Origin of the sequence: Bradyrhizobium sp. HKCCYLS3070, from assembly GCF_051167575.1 — a bacterium.
Classification (GTDB): domain Bacteria; phylum Pseudomonadota; class Alphaproteobacteria; order Rhizobiales; family Xanthobacteraceae; genus Bradyrhizobium.
Genome location: NZ_JBNPTI010000012.1, coordinates 138,716 through 154,103, shown reverse-complemented (window position 1 = coordinate 154,103; position 15,388 = coordinate 138,716). Strand labels below are relative to the sequence as shown.

Sequence of the window (15,388 nt, the reverse complement as noted above, 5' to 3'; positions counted from 1 at the left end):
CCCCTGCCCGAACCATAGCGTCCGCGATATTAAGAACACCTTTAGGATGGCGAAATTCGCCGCCCCGTCAAACGCCGGGCAGTCGCAGCTCCGCCCGCAGTCCCCCGGTCGGGGCATCGCCCAGGGTCAGGCGGCCGCCATAGAGCGCAGCCAGATCGGTGACGATCGACAGCCCGAGCCCCGACCCCGGCTTGGATTCGTCCAGCCGCTGGCCGCGCCGCAGCACCTGGGCGCGCTCGGCCGCCGAAAGGCCGCGGCCATCGTCATCGACCACGATCCGCAGCATCGGCGAGGCCCCGGACTGGGCCGGCGGCTCCACGGTGAGCTCGACCGAGACCCGCGAAGCCGCCCATTTGCAGGCATTGTCGACCAGATTGCCGACCATCTCCTCGAGATCCTGGCGCTCGCCGCGAAACCGCGCGGCGGGATCGGCGGTCGCCTCGACCACGATGCTGCGGTCGCGGTAGATCTTTTCCATGGTGCGGCGCAGCGCCTCGATGGCCGGCGCCACCTCCGTCACGGTGGACACGATGGTGACGCGCGCGGCGATCCGCGCCCGCTCGAGGTGGTGGGCGACCTGGTCGCGCATGACGTCCGCCTGCTCCATCACCTTGGCCGCGAAGGGGTCCGCCGCATGGGTCGCCGCTTCGTTCACGATGACCGAGAGCGGCGTCTTGATGGCATGGGCGAGATTGCCGACATGCGTGCGCGCCCGCTCGACGATCTCGCGATTGGCGTCGATCAGCGCATTGGTCTCGCGGGCCAGCGGCGCGATCTCCACCGGAAACTCCCCTTCCAGCCGCTCGGCGCGCCCGGACCGGATGTCGGCGATCGATTCGGAGATGCGTTTCAGCGGCGCGAGGCCATAGCGGACCTGGAAGATGGTCGTGAGCAGCAGCACGATCCCGAGCGCGGTGAAGGTGCCGCCGAGGTAGTAGTCGAAGCTGCGGGTCTCGTCGAAGATCTCCGAGGCATCGCCGGCGACGCTGACCAGGAACTTGCCGTCGGAGCCGAGATCCACCGGACGCTCGACCATGCGCAGGTCCTGGTTCTCCGGCCCTTCGACATATCCGATCCGGATCCCGGCCGCCGTCAGCTCGATCCCCTGCTCCTCCAGCTTGGGCAGCTTCTTGTCCCACAGCGAGCGCGAGGCCCGTACCTCCGGCTTCTCGGCGTCGGTACGGGTGATCTGCCAGTACCAGCCGGACAGCGGCAGCTCGAACAGCGGCTCGCCCAAGGACTGGAATTGGCGGTCCGGCGGATCGTCGGGGGTGGCGACCTCGGCGATCAGGGTGCGGAGATAGAGGTTGAGCCGGCGATCGAAGGCGCGCTCGGTCGCATTGCGATACACCGAGGACAGCACGATGCCGGTGATGGCGAGGATGACCACGAGCCACGCGGTCGCGGACAGGAACAACCGGGTGGCAAGTGAACTCTGGCGCATGACCGCAAACTAGCGAAACGGCCGGCGCCCGGCCACCTCGAATGGCTGGCTCCGGAAACGGATCAGGCGCCTGCGGCCGGCGGCGGGGTCAGCAGGTAGCCGAGGCCGCGCACGGTCTGGATGACGTCGCAGTCGAGCTTCTTCCTGATGCGGCCGACGAACACCTCGATGGTGTTCGAGTCGCGGTCGAAGTCCTGGTCGTAGAGATGCTCGACCAGCTCGCTGCGCGAGACGACGCGGCCGGAATGATGCATCAGATAGGACAGCAGGCGGTATTCGTGTGAGGTCATCTTGACGGGGTTGCCCGACACGCTGACCTTGCCAGTGCGGGTGTCGAGGGTGACCGGCCCGCAGGTCAGCTCGCTCTGGGCGTGGCCGGCCGAGCGGCGCAGCAGCGCGCGGATGCGCGCCAGAACCTCTTCCAGGTGGAAGGGCTTGGCCACGTAGTCGTCGGCACCGGCGTCGAAGCCCTGGACCTTGTCGCTCCAGCGGTCGCGCGCGGTGAGAATCAAGACCGGCATCGCCCGGCCATTGCGCCGCCACGCCTCCAGCACCGAAATGCCGTCCATCTTGGGCAGGCCGATGTCCAGCACGACAGCGTCGTAGGGCTCGCTGTCGCCCAGATAGTGCCCTTCCTCCCCATCGAACGCACGGTCCACGACGTAGCCGGCGTCGCTCAGGGCCGTGGTGAGCTGACGGTTGAGATCCGGATCGTCCTCGACAACGAGCAGACGCACGCTTGCCTCCAAAGCTGAACTGCACGATTTCCGCCCTCAAGATGAACCGGAAGGCCGTGAACCGTGCATGAACGGAACCCGAGCGACCAGGTTACTTTTTGGTCATCTCGATCGGGACCGCCGGCAGGGGCCGACAGAATTGGGGCGGATATAAGCTCTGAAAGACGGGCATGAGAAGACCCGCCGCACGGATGGCGGGGCTCGAACGCGGATCTGAGGGACGCGGACGGACGTTACCCGGCCACGCAATGGAGCGGATCGAACGGTCCTCGCGTCAGGTGCGGAAGAACACGAACCAGATCAGGCCAAGGACGAGCAGCGCCAGTCCGGTGGAGATGGCCAGGATCGCCAGGACGGACGGTCCAGGCTCGCCCTGCCGCGCTTCGGTGGGGGTCTCGACGATCTGCGTCGGTCGTCTGGCTGTCATGGTGCCCTCAGCTCACTGTTATTCGAGCGGTGAAGCGCTCTGTCACGCACTCCCGTTGGCAACGTCGGCCGCCAGATGATGTTCCGGGGCGGCGCCCCCTGCGACGGGTTAACGCCGATCCGAGAATCTGCCGGCCAGCTTGTTGAATCCGCAGCCTCGGGTGTTATCCTCGCGGCTGCCGCGAGAACGACGCCCGCAGCAGTCCGGTTCGGAGCAAGCCGTTAGTTCGGAGTTAAGTGGAGTAGGTCATGGCCCCGCGCGCCAATTGGAAGGGTTTTCTGCGCCTGTCGCTCGTGACCTGTCCGGTCGCGCTCTATCCGGCGACGTCGGAGTCCGAGAAGGTCTCCTTCAACCAGATCAACCGCAAGACCGGCCACCGCATCAAATACAGCAGGGTCGATGCCGAGACCGGCGAGGAAGTCGCCAATGACGACATCGTCAAGGGCTACAAGGTCGACACCGACACCTACATCGAGGTCACCAAGGACGAGCTCGAGGACATCGCGCTGGAATCGACGCACACGATCGAGATCGACGAGTTCGTGCCGCGCACCGACATCGACAGCCGCTATCTGATCCGTCCCTATTATCTCGTCCCCGACGGCAAGGTCGGCCACGACGCCTTCGCGGTCATTCGCGAGACCATCCGCAGCATGGACAAGGTCGCGATCGGCCGGGTCGTGCTCACCAATCGCGAGCACATCATCGCGCTGGAGCCGCTCGGCAAGGGCCTGATGGGAACGCTGCTGCGCTACCCTTACGAGGTGCGCAACGAGGAAGAATATTTCGACGACATCCAGGATGTGAAGATCACCAGCGACATGCTGGATCTCGCCAAGCACATCGTCGAGAAGAAATCTGCCGACTTCCAGCCGGAGAACTTCGAGGATCACTACGAGGCCGCGCTGATCGAGCTCATCAACAAGAAGCGCAGCGGCGTGACCATCGCCGCCAAGGCTGCACCGAAGTCGAGCGGCAACGTCATCAACCTGATGGACGCCCTGAAGCGCAGCCTTGCCAGCGAGGGTGACAAGGCGCCCGCCGCTGGCGCCCCCGCGCCGAAGGCCAAGGCCAAGAAGCCGAAGAAGCGCGTCGAAGGCCAGCGCGAGATGCTGCTGCCGATCAGCGGCAAGAAGGCCAAGGACGAGCCGAAGAAGGCCGAGGAGCCGAAGAAGTCGGAGAAGCCGGCACGAACCACCGCACGCTCACGCAAGGCCAGTTGAGGCTTCGATACGGCGAACGACATCTGAACCTTCGCGCGGCGCACGGGTCCCTGTGCATAACGGTCGCTCGACCGCGACTCCCGCGAGTTCCAGCTGTTGCCGTGGGCACGCCATCGCGCGTGGTGTTGCGGGTCATCCACCAAGGACACCGCATCGATCGTCCCCCCAATTGGTGGAAAAAATATCTGCCTAGGTCAGGTAAGTCGATCCTGCGATGGTGGTCCGGCGATCAGGCGCGGATTTGTGATCGTTTCGACATCACTTCGATGCTTGCGGAATGATCACGTCGCACCTAGCTCTGCGGCGCGGGATGGTGATCCGGGCGTAAGCTTCCTGATGGAAGATTGATGTGCCTGATCGGTCGGGACGACGCTGGCGAAGTCGTCCCAGCCGCACGACGCGGCGTATCAGGGGGATGTGGATGTTTCAGCACGATGCGGACCAACGCCGGGCGCAGTACGCCTAGCGATGGCACGGGTTCAGCTGTCCGAGCTCTCCGCTTTCGCAGCCGTCGCGGATTCGTTGAGCTTCACCAAGGCGGCCGCTCATCTCGGCTGCTCCTTGCCGACCATCAGCCAGACCATCAAGAGCCTCGAGGAGCGGCTGGACGTCAGGCTGTTCAACCGGACGACGCGCAGCGTGGCCCTCACCGAGGCCGGCGAGCGCCTGCTGGCGGAGATCCAGCCGATTCTCGAACGGGTCGACCAGGCCATCGAGAGCATCAACGCGTTCCGCGACAAGCCGATGGGTACCCTGCGCCTGACCGTATCCCGTGTGTTCGCCGTGAGAGGGCTCGGGCCCCTGATCAGGTCATTCCTGGCCGAATACCCGGACATCCATATCGAACTGGCTGTCGACGACACCAACAGTGACATCGTGCGCAATCGCTTTGATGCCGGCATCAGATCCGGCCACCGGGTGGAGCGCGACATGAAGGTCATCCGCGTCTTCGACGAGTGCAGCTTCGTTGCGGTTGCCGCCCCCGGCTATCTCGCGGCGCATCCCGCGCCGGCCGTGCCCGAGGATCTCCAGGCCCATAATTGCATCCGACATCGGGTCCCTGCCGACGATACGCTGCAGCCCTGGATCTTCGAAAAGGGCGGCGAGCGCACCGAGATTGCCGTGGACGGCTCCCTTATCGTCAACGACTTCGATCTCGCGCTGAATGCCGCGCTCGACGGCATCGGCGTCGCGTATCTCGTCGAGCCGATGATCGAGTCGCATCTGGCCGACGGACGGCTAATGCGGCTGCTGCCCGGCTGGCGCTACGCGACGCCCGGACTGTTCCTGTACCATCCGAGCCGCCGGCAACCGCCGATGCCGCTGCAGGTCTTTCTCGACTTCGTCAAGCGCTGGCGCAGCGGCGTCACGCTGGACGCAATGTCGCGCGCGGCGGATTACGACGCACGCGGGTTGGTAGCAGCGACGTCACATCGAACGTCGATTCACGTCGAGCCCAACCGTCGCTGAGATCGCGTTGCGAGGCTGGAGAGGTCAATCGCGCGTCGGCAGCGGCGCTGCGAACGCGCCATGATGTACGCAGCTTGCGATGTGCACCGGGATTGTTCGGGATTCCCATCTAACCTATTCACGATTATCACCATTAACAAATCGACACCGCGAGGCCAAAACCGCGGCGTGACTGCGTCGATGCTGGTGCGTGCGAGCAGCGTGTTAACGACGATCGAGTGGGCTTCGAACAAAGCAGAGCGCATTCATCAAATTGAAATTGGCTCATGCACACTTCATTCAACCATTCCGCCGGCCGCGCTGATCGAGCCGTCGTCGGAATCAGAGGTGTGGGAGCGGCAATCTGGCGAAGCCAGGGGCGACACGCGGGGGGCCGTGTGCATCGCCATCAACCGGAGAAACGGGAAATGAAGACGTTGAGGGGCCTGCTACTCGGAACGGGAGCAGTGATATTGTCCGCCGCGGCGGCGCAGGCTGCGGATCTTCCACTGAAGGCCAAAGCCGTCGAATATGTGAAGGTGTGCTCGCTGTACGGCACGGGCTTCTACTACATTCCCGGTACCGACACCTGCATCAAGCTCGGCGGCTATCTGCGCGCCGAGACCGCGCTGTGGACCAACAGCAACTATGGTGGCGCCTATTCAGGCCAGGCCGGCGCCGATAACCGCCTGAGCAACCGCTATCAGACCCGTTCGCGCCAGGATCTGAACATCGATACGCGCACCGCGACCGAATATGGCGTGGTGCGTACCTATTTCGAGACCGTGCTGAACTGGACCTCGGGCTCCTATGGCGGTGCGGGCGCCGGCGCGACGTCCTACACCGGCGACGCCATCTCGGGCGGCATCGTCGGCGTCTACTACGCCTTCATCCAGTTCGCCGGATTCACGATGGGCAAGGCCGTGTCGACCTTCGACGCGCCCTGGACCAACTATCCTGGCAACAATTTCGACGGCCTGGTCGGCGGCAGCGGCTCCAACAACGGCGTCAACCAGTTCACCTACACCGCCGATTTCGGCCAGGGCATCACCGCCGCGGTCTCGCTGGAAGACCAGACGCAGTTCTTCACCACCAACATCTGGAACACCTCGGGCATCACCGCGGCCGGCGTGCTCGGCGGCAATTATGGCTCGAGCAGCTTCGGCGGGACGGTGTCTCCCGACATCATCGGCATGGTTCGCGTCGACCAGGCGTGGGGCATCTTCCAGGCGTCGTTCGCCGCGCATGACAATCATGCCGCCTATTACGGCGCGTCCGAGACCTCGGGTCATCCCTCCGACAAGTGGGGCTGGGCCGCGCAACTGGCGCTGTCGATCAAGAACATCCCGACCGGTCCGGGCGACGTCGTCAACCTGCAGGCGGTCTACACCGACGGCGCGAGCCGCTACAACTTCCAGAGCCTCGCCAACACGACCTATTCGATGTATGGCAGCACGGGCGTAGCCGGCGCCTATCAGAGCATCGGCTTCGCCGGCGTCGGCGACGCGGTGTTCGGCACCGGCACGGGCCTGTCGACCGTGCAGACCTGGGGCATGCGCGGCGCCTTCACCCACAATTGGGATCCGCGCTGGAATACGGCGCTGTATGGCGCCTATGCCCAGGTGCGCTATGGCCAGACGGGATCGAGCCTCATCTGTGCCGGCATCGCCGCCACCGGGATGCTGACCGCGGGCTCGACCTGCAATCCCGACTTCAATCTCGGACAGATCGGCCTCATCACCCGATGGACGCCGGTCAAGGGCCTCACCTTCTCGGCCGACGTGACCTACAGCCACCTCGACCAGAAATATTCGGGCACGGCGATTGCTCCGGCCGTCACGAGCACGGCAAAGCCGGCCGCGATCTACCAGCTCAAGGACCAGGACACGGTGAGCATGCTGCTGCGCGCCCAGCGCAACTTTTGAAGCTGGACTGTTGAACCTCTGACTGCTCGACGAGCTTCCGGCGATGCCCCCGCCGGAAGCTTCGTTCGTGGAGACAGGCGGCGCGTCGCACGCAACAGAATGGGATGGGGCACAATGCAGCAGGCGTCGTGCACAATCACGACGCCTGTGACTTGATCGGCCAATGAGTTGATCACGCGCCGACTTGATCGCGCGGCAATTTGACCGGCGGGCTCTACTTGATCGAGGTGTTGATCGCGGTGAACTTGCTGCTCAGTCCCGAGCCCAGGCCATTGACGGCCGCCAGGATCACGATGCTCAATCCGCCGGCAATGATGGCGTATTCGATCGAGGTCGCGCCAGCCTGATTCTTCAGGAAGCTCGCAATCAACTGCCGCATCTACCTCTCCGGTCGGGCTCGATCATCTGACGCGCCGGAAGGGCGCGCCGAGGCCGGGATGGACGCCCCGCCGGAAACCCTCCGTCATCGGCTTGAACAATCGGTTAACCCGATGAGGTACCTGCGCGGCCCAGATTCGGAGCCGGCATTCCATCGCAGGCCCGCCCTCGCCCGACCTCCGAGATCCGAACCGGAGTGCAAGCAACTGAACTTGCTTCGCTTTATTCTCAGTCCGCGGCCCCCGGCCGGTTGGCGGCAAAGCCGAGCCGCTGAATCCTCGTCCGACACATTCAGAAAAAATTCGGCTTATCCGCCAGATGCCACGTCATGATCTGGGTCAACGGCGATGGCGTGGACCGCCTTAAAGGTTATCCTGGTCGCTATGAGCACAACAGATTCCGCCCGTCCCCAGCTCAAGATCCGCAGCGTCGCGCTCGACACCGGCCGCGAGAACGTGGTCGTGATCTCCCGCCGCTCGAAGGCGTTGCGGCCCGAGGTGTTCCGCGGCTTCAGCCGCGTCGAGCTGCGCTGCAACTCGCGGACGCTGCTGGCGACCCTTCTGATCACCGACGACGACGCACTGGTCGGCCCCGACGAGATCGGCCTGTCGGAACCGGCGATGCGGCGCTTCGCCGAGCCGGCCGGCACGCGGGCGACGGTGTCGCCGGCGACCCCGCCCGAGAGCATGGAAGCGGTGCGCGCCAAGATCCGGGGCGAGACCTTGAGCGACCAGGCGATCGCTGCCGTGATCGAGGACCTCACCCACTACCGCTACTCCGACATGGAGATCGCGGCTTTCCTGATCGGCTCAGCCAGCTTCATGAGCTCCGGCGAGCTGCTGGCGCTGACGCGCGCGATGGCCAATGCCGGCACGCAATTGAAATGGCCCGAGCCGGTGGTGGTCGACAAGCACTGCATCGGCGGCATACCCGGCAACCGCACCTCGATGGTGGTGGTGCCGATCGTCGCCGCCCACGGCCTGACCATTCCAAAAACCTCCTCGCGCGCGATCACCTCGCCAGCCGGCACCGCCGATACGATGGAGGTGCTGGCGCGGGTGAATGTCGGCGCCGACGAAATGAAGTCGATCGTTGCGGCCTGCAATGGCTGCGTGATCTGGGGCGGCCACGTCAATCTGTCGCCGGCCGACGACGTCCTGATCTCGGTCGAGCGCCCGCTCAGCCTCGACACCCGCGAGCAGATGGTCGCCTCGATCCTGTCGAAGAAGCTGGCCGCCGGCTCGACGCATCTGCTGCTCGACCTGCCGGTCGGGCCGACCGCCAAGCTCACCAGCGGCGCGGAGGCGATGCGGCTGCGCAAGCTGTTCGAATTCGTCGGCGACCGTTTCGGGCTCAAGGTCGAGGTGATCACGACCGACGGCCGCCAGCCGATCGGCAACGGCATCGGTCCGGTGCTGGAGGCCCGCGACGTGATGGCGGTGCTGGGCAACGAGCCGTCGGCGCCTGCGGACCTGCGCGAGAAGTCGCTGCGGCTCGCCGCGCATCTGCTCGAATATGATCCGAAGCTGCGCGGCGGCGCCGGCTACAACAGGGCGCGCGAGCTGCTCGACAGCGGCGCGGCGCTCAAGCAGATGCTGAAGATCATCGATGCGCAGGGCCCGCCGGAATGCCGCAGCGAGCTCGGCGATCTCGCCTTCGACGTCAAGGCGGAGCGCGACGGTGTCGTGTCCGCGATCGATTGCCTGCGGCTCAATCGCCTGGCGCGTACCGCCGGCGCGCCGGTGAACAAGGGCTCCGGGATCATGCTGTTCAAGAAGATCGGCGATCGTGTCGACCAGGGTGAACCACTCTATCGCGTGTTCACCTGCGATCCGTCGGAGCATGATCTGGCCGCAGCCGCAGCTGCCGCCAACCACGGCTATGGCTTCGCCGACGGCGCGAATGGTCGTTCGTGATGAACCGTCATCGAGCATCGATCCATCGTCCTCGGGAGACCACCGCATGAGTGTGACCGTTCGCTTCTGCGGTGCCGCGCATACCGTAACCGGGTCCTGCTATCTGGTGCGGAGCGGCAAGAGCCAGTTCCTGATCGATTGCGGCCTGTTCCAGGGCCAGAAGACGCTGAAGGAGCTCAACTACGGCGACTTCCCATTCCGTCCCGCCGACATCGACGCCGTGCTGCTGACGCATGCGCATATCGACCATAGCGGCCTGCTGCCGAAGCTGGTGCGCATGGGCTTCGACGGCAAGATCTTCGCCACGCGCGGCACCATCGATCTCTGCTCATGGATGCTGCCCGATGCCGGCAACATCCAGGAGCAGGAGGTGCTGGCGCTGAACCGCCGCAACATCGCGCGCGGCCGCGGCGAGGTCAGCCCGATCTACACCCAGGCCGACGCCATCGCGGCGCTGCAATACTTCCAAGCCGTCCCCTACGAGACCTGGACCGAGATCATTCCAGGCGTTCGCGCCCGCTACTGGAATGCCGGCCATCTGTTGGGCTCCGCCTCGATCGAGATCGAATTCGCAGGACAAGGCGCCGATGGCGCGGCGCTGCGGCTGCTCGCCTCCGGCGATGTCGGGCCCGACGCCAAGCTGCTGCAGCCGGCCCCGAAAGCGCCGGAGGGTTTCGACTACGTGATCTCGGAGGCGACCTATGGCGACCGGATTCGCGAGCCGACCACGCCGGAGCTGCGCCGCGGCCGTCTGGCCGGCGAGGTGCGCGACGCGGCGGCGGCCAAGGGCGCGCTATTGATCCCGGCCTTCGCGGTCGAGCGGACGCAGGAGCTGATCGTCGATCTGGTCGGCCTGATGGAGCGCGGCGAGATTCCGGCCGCGCCGGTGTTCCTGGACTCGCCGCTGGCGATCCACGCCACCGAGGTGTTTCGCGCGCACACCGAGAGCCTCGACGGCGGCAGCGATGTCGGCCGGCTGTTGTCGTCGTCGCATCTGCGCTTCACCGAGACCGTCGATGAAAGCAAGGCGATCGCCAAGCTGACCGGATTTCACATCGTCATCGCCGCCAGCGGCATGTGCGATGCCGGTCGCATCCGCCATCATCTCAAGCGCTGGCTGTGGAACAACCGCGCCACCGTGCTGCTGGTCGGCTATCAGGCCAACGGCACGCTGGGGCGCTTCCTGCAGGACGGCGTCAAGGCGGTGCGCATCCAGGGCGAGGAGATCAAGGTCGCGGCGCGCATCCGCATGATCGACGACTATTCCGGCCACGCCGACGGCGCCGAGATCGCCCGCTGGATCGCGGCCCGCCGCCCGATCGCGCGCGGCCTTTTTCTGTCCCACGGCGAGGATGCCGCGATCGCGGCGCTGGCCGCGCGCGTCGCCGAGCGCATCGTGCCGACCGCGAAAGTGTTCTCCCCCCTGCTCGACGACGTCTACGAGCTGACGAGCGCGGTGCCGACGCTGCTCGACGTCGCGCGCCGGCGGCGGCTGGCGCCGGAGGCGGTCACCCGGCTGGACTGGCACAACGACATGTCGGGCCTGCTGCTCGACATCCACGAGCGGATCGAGCAAGCCGCCGACGATCGCGCCCGCGGCGTCATCATCCGCCGCCTGCGCCGAGCGCTGGAAGAGTGATGCGAGCGGCGTAGCCGCGAAGGCTGCGCACCTGCGATGTTCGTCGTCGAACGGTCACACTTTGATCGCACCTTGAGGACCATCAGGTGCGGTGCGAAGCTCGCAGACGGCGACGCTCTCGCAGCTTGTGCATATTGAAACACACAACGTGCCGACGGCTGGTCTCCGAGAGCTGTTCTGATAGGCTCGACACGTGGTTCATAACAACGGAACGATCCGGGTGAACCGGGCGCAGGTGGGGAAACGAGGGGCTCTCACATGCATCAACCATCGAAATGGTGGGCGGGACTGATCGCTGTTGCCGTGCTCTGGCTCGCGGCCGTGAGCTTCAAGACGGCTGATGTCGAGGACGACATTGCGCCGCGGGCACGCGCCGCCGTCGCGGCCGCCGTCCCCGACACAGCCGCGGCCCTCAAGGTCACGGTCGCGGGCCGCGACGTTCGCATCGCAGGGCCGGAGTTCAGTCCCGATCAGTCGACGAAACTGGAGGACGCCGCATCGGTCAGCGGCGTCCGGCTCGTCGAGGGCACCTACGACAAGCTGCCGACACCGAAGCCCTATGCCTTCCGCGCCACGCGAAACGGCGGCCAGCTCGTGCTCGAAGGCGCGGTGCCGACGCCCGCCGTTCGGAATGCCGTGCTCAATGCCGTCCGTTCGTCCGGTGGTGAAGTGGTCGATCGCCTCTCCTATGCGCTGGGAGCTCCGGCCGACTTCGCGGCCATCGCGAGCCATGGATCGGTCCAGGCCGCCAAGCTCAATGGCGGCACGTTCGCGCTCGCGGACAAGGCTTATTCGATCGCGGGTGCCGCCGCCTCATCGGACGTCTATGAGGCTGCCGTCGCGGCGACGCGGCAGCTGCCGGGCGGCGCCGTGCTCGACAAGGTGGCGATCCTGCCGCCGGAGGCAAAGCCGTTCATCTGGAGCGCGGTTCGCGAGGGCAACACGCTGGTGATGTCCGGCGTCGTTCCGAATGACGATATCAGGCGCGCGCTCGAGGCCGCCGCGATCAAGGCCTGGCCCGGCGCGTCGGTGATGCATCACATGCAGATCGCGCGTGGCGCGCCTGCTGGCGATTTTGGCGCCTACACGTCCTATGCGCTAGCGGAGCTTACCAGGCTGAGCACGGGCCGCGTCGTCATCTCCGACGCCACCTACGCGATTTCGGGTGAGGCGCCCTCCGCCGCCGCCTACGATGAAACGATGGCCGGGATCGGCAAGCTGCCGACCGGGCTGAGCTTGGCGAAAGCCGAGATTCTGCCGCCGGAAATCAAGCCCTATCGCTGGTCGGCGGAGTTCGACGGCACCAGCTTGAGCCTCACAGGTCTCGCGCCGAGCGGAGCGGCCCGCGATGCGATGCTGGGCTCCGCCAGTGGACAGTTCGACGGCAAGCCGATCAAGAGCCAGATCGGCATCGCCCGCGGCGCCCCGGATGGCGACCTTGCCAAAGCGAGCGCGAGCCTGCTGCAGCAGCTCGCCAGGCTGTCGCAGGGGCGCGCCGAGATCAACGACACCCAGGTGTCGCTCAGGGGCGTCGGACTCGCCAACGTCACCGGCGCAGCCGTGCGCGAGCAACTGGCCGGCGCCCTGCCCGCGCCGTTCGCGCTCGCGTCCATCGACGTCCGCGACGGCCCGGTCTCGCCTTACGCGTTCGGACTGCAGAAGCAGGACGGCCGTGTCATGCTGAGCGGCTACGTGCCTGATGACGCCGCCCGCCGCGATCTCGTCGAGGCCGCCACAACGACCTTCATCACCGAGACGGTCGAGGACGGTCTGAAGATCGGCGACGGTGCGCCAAAGGATTACGTGCAGTCGCTGAAGGCGACGTTCCCGGCGCTGGCGCGGCTGTGGTCCGGCGCGCTGACGGCGAAGGACGCGGCGATCACGGTCGACGGGCTTGCCATCTACGACAAGTCGGCCGAGCAGGTCCGCAAGGAGCTCGCCGAGGCGGTCGGCAGCGGCTTCAAGCTCGACGACGTCAAGATCGGCGTCAAGCCGGAAAGCCCGCCACTCGCGGTCGCGGAGTGCCAGCCGGCGTTCAACGGGCTGCTCGCCAAGGGCCGCATCCGCTTCAGCACCGGCAGCGCCGAGCTGAGCCGCGCCTCGCTGGCGCTGCTCGATCACCTGGTCGAGGTTGCGCAGCGCTGCAAGGATGCCGAGATCGCGATCGAAGGCCACACCGACAATGTCGGCGACGAAGCTGACAACATGGACCTCTCCAAGCGCCGGGCGGCGGCGGTGGTCGGCTACATCGGCGACGCCGGCATCGACACCTCGCGCATGACCTCGGAGGGCTACGGCCAGACCAAGCCGGTCGCCTCCAACGACACGGCCGAAGGCCGCGCGCAGAACCGCCGCATCGAATTCGTCGTCAAGTGAGGCGCTGACATCATGATGTACGACCTTGCGACATTTCCGTTCTGGATCATCCTCGCCGTCGGCATCGGCGGCTTTGTCGGCTGGCGCACCTGGTCGGACGAGCCGCGGCCGGACTGGCTGAGAAGCTGGCTGCTGCCGGCGACGCTCGCCCTCGTCATCGGGATCCTGATGGCGCTGCTGACAGTGCTGCCCGGACGTGCCGGCCTGTGGCTCGAGGTCGGCCTGCTGATGGTCGGCGCCTATGTTCTCGGCTGCCTGATCGGCGGACAGCTCAGGGAATATGTCGGGCTGGGTGACACCAGTGCGATGTCGCCGGGCGGTCCTGGAAACAGCGTCGCGTTCGCCGGCGCAACCGCGGCGGCTCGTCCTTGGGCGGACAGCCCATCCCCGGCTGCGCAAGCCGCAGCCAGCGTCGAGGCCGATCGCCTTGCCACTGAAGCTGCCGCGAAAGCCGAAGCCGAACGTGTTGCGGCCGAAGCCGCTGCAAGGGCGGAGGCCGAGCGTCTAGCCGCCGAAACGGCCGCAAAGGCCGAGGCTGAGCGGCTCGCCGCGGAAGCCACGGCAAGGGCCGAGGCTGATCGTCTGGCGGCTGAAGCCGCAGCGAAGGCCGAAGCCGAACGTCTCGCTGCCGAGGCGGCGGCGAACGCCGAGTCCGAGCGCCTTGCTGCGGAGGCCGCCGCGAAAGCCGAAGCCGACCGCCTTGCTGCGGAAGCAGCCGCGAAAGCAGAGGCCGATCGCGTTGCGGCAGAAGCGGCTGAAAAGGCCGAAGCCGAACGCTTGGCCGCCGAAGCAGCGGCGAAAGCCGAAGCAGACCGTCTTGCGGCAGAGGCCGTTGCGAAAGCCGAGGCGGAAGCCCAGCGTCTCGCGGCCGAAGCGACCGCCAAGGCCGAGGCCGATCGCCTGGCCGCCGAAGCGGCCGCACGCGCGGAAACCGATCGCCTTGCCGCCGACGCCGACGCGGAACGGCTTGCCGCCGAGGTCGCCGCATCATCGGCCCCGGAGAGCCCGGCCTCGGCCGACGACAGACCGCCGGCCCTGTCCGCCCCCGAGGGCGCCGCTGACGATCTCAAGCTGATCAAGGGCATCGGACCCAAGAACGAGCGCGTCCTCAATGACATCGGCGTGCATCATTTCAGCCAGATCGCGGCGTGGTCGCCTGACCATGCGAGCTGGGTCGGCCATCACATGGTCTTTCCCGGCCGGATCGAGCGCGAGCACTGGATCGCGCAGGCCAAGCTGCTCGCGGCCGGCCTCGACACCGCGCATTCCAGCGCGGTGAAGTCCGGCGCGATCACCATCGACGAACATGCCGACGCGCCGCTGAGCGAGGACGAGGCGAGCTACCTCCTGGCCCACCTGCCGGCGCTGATGCCGCCCGTCGAGAACGAGGACGTCCATGGCGGCGCCCGCCCGCTCGGGCTCGTCGCGCCGCGCGGCGGCCAGGCCGACGATCTCAAGCTGATCAAGGGCATCGGCAAGCAGAACGAGGCGCGGCTGCACGGCCTCGGCATCTGGCATTTCGCGCAGATCGCGGCCTGGACCGCCGAGCACGCCAAATGGGTCGGCTCGTATCTGGCGTTCGCAGGACGAATCGAGCGCGAGCAATGGATCAGTCAGGCCAAGGAGCTCGCAGGCGGCGCGACCACGGAATTCGCCCGCCGCGTCGAGGCTGGTCTGGTCAAGTCATCCGCCGACGACGGCTCCCGCGGGCAGGACAACGTCGAGATCGTGCAACCACGCGAGTAGCGGCGCCAACTGGAGCATGATCCGGAAAAATGGAAACCGGTTTTCCGAAAAGATCATGCTCAAACAAAGAGATGAGATCATGATGCGCTTCCGTGGAATCGCATCATGATCTAAACGAATCGTCGGGT

General features: G+C 66.2%; 12 protein-coding genes. 8 read left to right on the top strand and 4 right to left on the bottom strand.

Translation table 11 applies throughout. The features are described from left to right. Positions 1-67: 67 nt before the first annotated feature. The 3 genes from ACQR03_RS27950 to ACQR03_RS27940 all read right to left on the bottom strand — a co-directional run bounded on the left by ACQR03_RS27950 (position 68) and on the right by ACQR03_RS27940 (position 2,608). On the bottom strand, positions 68-1,444 hold the full coding sequence (locus tag ACQR03_RS27950; RefSeq protein ID WP_315716143.1) for a sensor histidine kinase: 1,377 nt from the start codon (positions 1,442-1,444) through the stop codon (positions 68-70). 62 nt (positions 1,445-1,506) lie between these two features. After that, complete coding sequence (locus ACQR03_RS27945; protein WP_006614547.1) at positions 1,507-2,181, bottom strand: response regulator transcription factor; 675 nt, start codon at positions 2,179-2,181, stop codon at positions 1,507-1,509. A gap of 274 nt (positions 2,182-2,455) precedes the next feature. Next, positions 2,456-2,608 carry a hypothetical protein gene (locus tag ACQR03_RS27940; protein ID WP_315753054.1) on the bottom strand — a complete coding sequence of 51 codons (153 nt, stop codon included), beginning with the start codon at positions 2,606-2,608 and terminating at the stop codon, positions 2,456-2,458. Positions 2,609-2,856: 248 nt separating this feature from the next. Between ACQR03_RS27940 and ACQR03_RS27935 the strand changes: the two genes are divergently transcribed. From ACQR03_RS27935 to ACQR03_RS27920, 4 genes are all read left to right on the top strand, one after another. Continuing rightward, a complete protein-coding gene (locus tag ACQR03_RS27935) occupies positions 2,857-3,831 on the top strand; it encodes a Ku protein (RefSeq protein WP_315753055.1) in 975 nt (324 codons plus the stop codon). A 468-nt stretch (positions 3,832-4,299) separates the two neighbouring features. Continuing rightward, a complete protein-coding gene (locus ACQR03_RS27930) occupies positions 4,300-5,301 on the top strand; it encodes a LysR family transcriptional regulator (RefSeq protein ID WP_315753057.1) in 1,002 nt (333 codons plus the stop codon). A 60-nt stretch (positions 5,302-5,361) separates the two neighbouring features. Continuing rightward, positions 5,362-5,712, top strand: coding sequence for a hypothetical protein (locus tag ACQR03_RS27925; RefSeq protein WP_315753058.1), 351 nt, complete (start codon positions 5,362-5,364; stop codon positions 5,710-5,712). Next, the gene (locus ACQR03_RS27920) at positions 5,709-7,205 is read left to right on the top strand and encodes a porin (protein ID WP_315753059.1); all 1,497 of its coding nucleotides are present in this window, start codon (positions 5,709-5,711) and stop codon (positions 7,203-7,205) included. Before ACQR03_RS27925 ends, ACQR03_RS27920 begins: the two co-directional genes overlap by 4 nt. A gap of 214 nt (positions 7,206-7,419) precedes the next feature. Here ACQR03_RS27920 and ACQR03_RS27915 read toward each other — a convergent pair whose 3' ends face one another. After that, complete coding sequence (locus tag ACQR03_RS27915; protein ID WP_315716136.1) at positions 7,420-7,584, bottom strand: Flp family type IVb pilin; 165 nt, start codon at positions 7,582-7,584, stop codon at positions 7,420-7,422. 382 nt (positions 7,585-7,966) lie between these two features. Here ACQR03_RS27915 and ACQR03_RS27910 point away from each other — a divergent pair, with 382 nt between their 5' ends. The 4 genes from ACQR03_RS27910 (at position 7,967) to ACQR03_RS27895 (ending at position 15,260) form a co-directional block, all read left to right on the top strand. Further along, entirely contained in the window at positions 7,967-9,499 is a 1,533-nt protein-coding gene (locus ACQR03_RS27910; protein ID WP_315753061.1) for a thymidine phosphorylase family protein, read from the top strand. Positions 9,500-9,545: 46 nt separating this feature from the next. After that, positions 9,546-11,138, top strand: a complete 1,593-nt coding sequence (locus ACQR03_RS27905) for an MBL fold metallo-hydrolase (RefSeq protein WP_315753062.1) — start codon at positions 9,546-9,548, stop codon at positions 11,136-11,138. Between the two features lie 258 nt (positions 11,139-11,396). After that, positions 11,397-13,514, top strand: a complete 2,118-nt coding sequence (locus tag ACQR03_RS27900) for an OmpA family protein (protein ID WP_315753063.1) — start codon at positions 11,397-11,399, stop codon at positions 13,512-13,514. A 12-nt stretch (positions 13,515-13,526) separates the two neighbouring features. Continuing rightward, positions 13,527-15,260: a cell envelope biogenesis protein TolA gene (locus ACQR03_RS27895; RefSeq protein WP_315753064.1), complete on the top strand. Its 1,734-nt coding sequence runs from the start codon at positions 13,527-13,529 to the stop codon at positions 15,258-15,260. Positions 15,261-15,388 lie beyond the last annotated feature (128 nt).

What these genes read in the sequence shown, in the direction of transcription:
- ACQR03_RS27900 (WP_315753063.1), top strand. Translation starts at nt 11,397, where the DNA reads ATGCATCAACCATCGAAATGGTGGGCGGGACTGATCGCTGTTGCCGTG.
- ACQR03_RS27940 (WP_315753054.1), bottom strand. Translation starts at nt 2,608, where the DNA reads ATGACAGCCAGACGACCGACGCAGATCGTCGAGACCCCCACCGAAGCG.
- ACQR03_RS27925 (WP_315753058.1), top strand. Translation starts at nt 5,362, where the DNA reads ATGATGTACGCAGCTTGCGATGTGCACCGGGATTGTTCGGGATTCCCA.
- ACQR03_RS27935 (WP_315753055.1), top strand. Translation starts at nt 2,857, where the DNA reads ATGGCCCCGCGCGCCAATTGGAAGGGTTTTCTGCGCCTGTCGCTCGTG.
- ACQR03_RS27950 (WP_315716143.1), bottom strand. Translation starts at nt 1,444, where the DNA reads ATGCGCCAGAGTTCACTTGCCACCCGGTTGTTCCTGTCCGCGACCGCG.
- ACQR03_RS27920 (WP_315753059.1), top strand. Translation starts at nt 5,709, where the DNA reads ATGAAGACGTTGAGGGGCCTGCTACTCGGAACGGGAGCAGTGATATTG.
- ACQR03_RS27910 (WP_315753061.1), top strand. Translation starts at nt 7,967, where the DNA reads ATGAGCACAACAGATTCCGCCCGTCCCCAGCTCAAGATCCGCAGCGTC.
- ACQR03_RS27915 (WP_315716136.1), bottom strand. Translation starts at nt 7,584, where the DNA reads ATGCGGCAGTTGATTGCGAGCTTCCTGAAGAATCAGGCTGGCGCGACC.
- ACQR03_RS27930 (WP_315753057.1), top strand. Translation starts at nt 4,300, where the DNA reads ATGGCACGGGTTCAGCTGTCCGAGCTCTCCGCTTTCGCAGCCGTCGCG.
- ACQR03_RS27895 (WP_315753064.1), top strand. Translation starts at nt 13,527, where the DNA reads ATGATGTACGACCTTGCGACATTTCCGTTCTGGATCATCCTCGCCGTC.
- ACQR03_RS27905 (WP_315753062.1), top strand. Translation starts at nt 9,546, where the DNA reads ATGAGTGTGACCGTTCGCTTCTGCGGTGCCGCGCATACCGTAACCGGG.